Below are 3,912 nucleotides of genomic sequence, written 5' to 3' on the forward strand. Positions count from 1 at the left end.
ATGTCCGGGCTTCTTAAAAAAACTGCTTTTCTAAGTCCGACAGGCTGCTAGCGCCAGTGTAGAACCCAAAGAGGATCACGGTTGCCCATTCAGATTCCTTGGCAGCATCCACCAGCAGTTTGATCTCTACCGGTGTAAACACTCCGCGCTCAATGCTTTCTTTCTCCGGCAGATCGACAGCCTCAGCGGGATTTGATTGAACTAGGTTTTGCCTGCGTGCCCTATTAAATGCCGCCCGCAAGATTTTTGCATCCAATACGATGGTAGTGGAGGACATGCCTTCATTCTTCCGTTTGGTGAGAAACGACTGGATATCACGGGCGGTGACACTGGTTAATGGTTTCGACGCCCGCGCCGCAAGATGCCCAATAAAATCCTCAATGACACCCTTATAACGCACAGCCGTACCCTCCGACTTATTGGCTTCTTTATCAGTAATCCATTCCCGCAACCAAATAGCGGTGCCTGGAATAGGAATGGAAGGCTCACCAACGCGCTCTAACATCTCATTGATGACCTGCCGGACCTGGCTTTCAACCATTTCTCCCTTCCATATCTTTCGGTCCACCCGCTCCCACTCCAAAGCGATTGTCAGCGCCTTGTTCCGGTCGGTTTGCTTCGTGGACCTCAAATTCGGTTTACCGTCGTCACTGCGCCAAGCAGCAAACCAATATTGGGTGTTCGGTCGTTTATGAACGCTTGCCATAACTGATAACGTACTGCTAACCGGCCATGCTGTCAATAGCGTCTATTAGTGTCGTAAATACGGGCTTTTTTGCTCTGGAAAGGATTGGAATCGAAGCGTCGGTTCGATTCCGACCCTCGCCTCCAGCTCTAAGTGCGTGTGCATAAATGAGTTAGGAAGCTGGAAATGCCAATGGCTAACGGTTTGGCTAACAGTTTGAAAATTGCTCAAATTGTTCCACTTTGTGGCACGTGACGCCACACTGGGCTAACCGCCGGAGTCGCAAAGGAGATAGGCTCGACCCTGTACGAGCCATGAAAGAACGTTACCGAATATTTCTCCGCCGCAAAAGCGTGTACTACGCTTTTGATAACACCACCAAAACTTTCGAGAGCCTTAAGACCAAGAATAAGGCCGAGGCTACGCGCCTGCTGATGGCCTTGAACGAGGCCGGCAAACAGCCCGCCATGAACCTCGGGCTTGCCCGCGTTTACCTCAGGCACAGCGATCCCATGGTCAGCGAACGCACCTGGCAGCACGTCCTGGATGAGATCATCAAGCTGAAGACCGGCCCGACGCAATACCGCTGGCAGAGCGCGGCCAAGGACAAGGCCTTCGACCGCATCCGCCGCCGCCTGCTCATCGAGACGCAAGCCGAGCATTTCTTTGAAGTGTTGCGCAAGGGCACCGTCTCCACCAACGCCTACCTGCGCAAGACCCACAACTTCGCCCTTGATATGAACTGGCTGCCGGCCTCGATTATTCCCCGGCGGCAATGGCCCGCGATCCACTACAAGGAGAAACGCGCCATCAAGCTTGAGGAGCACCAGCAGATCATCGCCGCCGAGGTGAATCCGGAGCGCAAAAACCTCTACCAACTCTGCTGGCACCTGGGCGCCAGTCAGGGCGACATCGCCGCGCTCAAAGGCGAAGATGTGGATTGGACCAACAGCACCGTCAGTTTCTTCCGAAAAAAGACCGGCGTGCCCGTGCTGGTCCATCTGGGCAGCGAGGCGCTGAATCTGCTTAAAGACCTGCCGAGTGAAGGGCCGCTGTTCCCCTACTTGTCACGCGTGCGCGCCGGCGACCGTGCCACCGAGTTCAAGCAACGCTGTCAGCAGTTGAAGATCGAGGGCGTCACGCTCCACAGCTACCGCTACGCGTGGGCCGAACGCGCCAAGACGGCCGGTTACCCAGAGCGGTTCGCCCAAGAGGCCCTGGGGCACAATAGCAAGGCCGTACACCGCGCCTACGCGAAGCGAGCCCTGGTGAAAATTCCTTCCCTGGAGGAATACGAACAGAAGGCAGCCGCGCATGGGGCCTTGGTTCAACCGTAGCGAACCATCAACCACGGATACCAAGGCCCGGGCTCTGCCCCAATCTCCCCGCGTTCGACCGCTCTGGTACACTCCAGGGCGGCTTCGAACGTGTTCAGGTAACCGTGCGCGTTCAGCGCACAACCAGGGCGATCAGCAACCTTATCTTCACATCCACTGCAGATCCAGGAGCAGCCCAGATCGCCGTACTGGTAGTTTAGCAGTTCGTAGCCCAGCGCCACTCCATCCGGGCTGAGTGGCCGCCCCTGACGCACACAGTGAGGCACAATGAAATCAGCGTCCGGTTCGGAATCGCCCACGAACTTGGCCGTCAGCATCCAGTGCAGGCCGACGCCGAAAAAGACGACCTCCTCCGGGGCCAATCCAATCCATTCTGTGGCCCGGCGTGCCTGGTGCAAGTGCTCGAAGCCTCGGGGAACGCCAAAGTCACGGCCGCAGCGGATCTGGCCCCAGCGGATCACGGCCGGAACTTGCTCTGGGGTAATCCCAAACCGGGCAGCACCTTTCGTTCGTTCCGGCAGATCGGAGATGTCCTCGACCAGGTTCCCGTCATCATCGACAGGCCCGGCATAGTTCCAGACCCAAGCATCCGGGAAAAAATCCGAGAGGCACCGCGAGGCGCTGAAATAGTGAGGGGGAAGCCGCGGCGAGGGGGGGCGATCGATTCCAGGCTTTCGCAACCGCGCAAGGAAGTACCCGCCGCAGGTGTAATCCTGCAGTTGAATACCTTCAATTCCCGGCGGAAACATGCATGATTGTTAGCAGAATGAGCGCTGTACTGCAAGCGCAGCCGCGAGCGAGAGTGGGGACAAACGGCAATCAGACGGCCAAGGGCGTTTCGAGTCCCTTGCCAGTTTGTTTTCCATTAGCCTCGCGGACCAGCCGGTCCACAATTCGGATGGCCTTATCTAACCATGCCGGGTCACGGCTAAGTCGTTCCAGCTCGACCGTCGCATACCACTTGCGCGCATTCTGCGCGGGTTTGCCCAGGGGCTTGAGATGCCCAGCGCGCGCCAGCATTGGCATGAAATAAGCTGGCCAGCCAAGGAACTTCGCTGCCGCTTCGGCGTCCAGACACGCGGGCAAGGAACGATCGGGTGTACCTGGATGCTGAATCATAGCGTTGCCTCTTTCCCAGTCCGGAGAATGCCGTAATGGAGTTGGTCAGTCATGGGGCCGCTACAATCCATCGGATTTATCGCAGGTACATGCGTTTCGGAGACCCCGATCAATTTGGCTACCTGTCTTGTATTACAGATTTTCGTCATGACCACATTCTCCCACCTAAATTCTCATGATTCCCAATTTTTATAATAAACTTTACGAAAAAGCGAATTGAGCGGTCAGAATGGGGGGATAAGTCATCGAAAGGTTAGGCTATACCTGCGATCAGCATACGCCAGTCGGGTTCTTCAATGGCTGCTGGAATAACCACCATGGCTGAGGTAGTGATAAGAGCGGGTGCCGGAATGACCGGTGAATGAGTGGAGGGTAGTTCCAGCAGTGCGGGAGTATCCCAAATGCGTTGGGCTTCGGATAGCTGGGTGCGGAGGGACGGCCATTCTTTTAGCAGGGTTTCCTCAGAAATAGTGTTGGTATCCGGATTAAACTCTGCTTCGGCGATGCTCAAGAGTTCTGCCAGGCTCAATTCGGTAGGGTTTTCACCGAGAAGATGACCATCCAGCACTAATTCGGAGGCATCGCCTTTCTCGGCGATGTTCTGTTCCATGGTTCTATCAATGGACCCGTCGCAGATAATGGAATAGACATGAACATCTTCGGGTGAGTTAAGGCGGTGAACGCGATTGATGAGTTGCTCAAACTTGTCAAACGCCCAACTAAGTGCTTATCCGCAAATAAAAGTTGCCTTTTTCGCCGTGCTCTGTCAAT

The 3,912-nt window shown here is 55.6% G+C and carries 5 protein-coding genes; 1 reads left to right on the forward strand and 4 read right to left on the reverse strand.

Annotated features, from left to right (window positions below; all coding sequences use genetic code 11):
* Window positions 1-13: 13 nt before the first annotated feature.
* Complete coding sequence (locus WCO56_29200) at window positions 14-706, reverse strand: phage integrase SAM-like domain-containing protein (protein ID MEI7733678.1); 693 nt, start codon at window positions 704-706, stop codon at window positions 14-16.
* 293 nt (window positions 707-999) lie between these two features.
* On the opposite strand from WCO56_29200, the gene WCO56_29205 reads away from it, so the two are divergent.
* Window positions 1,000-2,022 carry a tyrosine-type recombinase/integrase gene (locus WCO56_29205; protein ID MEI7733679.1) on the forward strand — a complete coding sequence of 341 codons (1,023 nt, stop codon included), beginning with the start codon at window positions 1,000-1,002 and terminating at the stop codon, window positions 2,020-2,022.
* Here WCO56_29205 and WCO56_29210 read toward each other — a convergent pair.
* The 3 genes from WCO56_29210 to WCO56_29220 all read right to left on the reverse strand — a co-directional run bounded on the left by WCO56_29210 (window position 2,013) and on the right by WCO56_29220 (window position 3,751).
* Entirely contained in the window at window positions 2,013-2,771 is a 759-nt protein-coding gene (locus WCO56_29210; GenBank protein MEI7733680.1) for a hypothetical protein, read from the reverse strand. The genes WCO56_29205 and WCO56_29210 overlap by 10 nt on opposite strands.
* A 70-nt stretch (window positions 2,772-2,841) precedes the next feature.
* On the reverse strand, window positions 2,842-3,141 hold the full coding sequence (locus tag WCO56_29215; protein MEI7733681.1) for a hypothetical protein: 300 nt from the start codon (window positions 3,139-3,141) through the stop codon (window positions 2,842-2,844).
* A gap of 253 nt (window positions 3,142-3,394) precedes the next feature.
* On the reverse strand, window positions 3,395-3,751 hold the full coding sequence (locus tag WCO56_29220) for a hypothetical protein (GenBank protein MEI7733682.1): 357 nt from the start codon (window positions 3,749-3,751) through the stop codon (window positions 3,395-3,397).
* Window positions 3,752-3,912: the final 161 nt, after the last annotated feature.

It is taken from the genome of Verrucomicrobiota bacterium, assembly GCA_037139415.1.
Lineage (GTDB): Bacteria > Verrucomicrobiota > Verrucomicrobiia > Limisphaerales > Fontisphaeraceae > JBAXGN01.

Excerpts from the sequence above, each read along its gene's own strand:
- WCO56_29215 (MEI7733681.1), bottom strand. The coding sequence starts at position 3,141 with ATGATTCAGCATCCAGGTACACCCGATCGTTCCTTGCCCGCGTGTCTG.
- WCO56_29210 (MEI7733680.1), bottom strand. The coding sequence starts at position 2,771 with ATGTTTCCGCCGGGAATTGAAGGTATTCAACTGCAGGATTACACCTGC.
- WCO56_29205 (MEI7733679.1), top strand. The coding sequence starts at position 1,000 with ATGAAAGAACGTTACCGAATATTTCTCCGCCGCAAAAGCGTGTACTAC.
- WCO56_29200 (MEI7733678.1), bottom strand. The coding sequence starts at position 706 with ATGGCAAGCGTTCATAAACGACCGAACACCCAATATTGGTTTGCTGCT.
- WCO56_29220 (MEI7733682.1), bottom strand. The coding sequence starts at position 3,751 with ATGGAACAGAACATCGCCGAGAAAGGCGATGCCTCCGAATTAGTGCTG.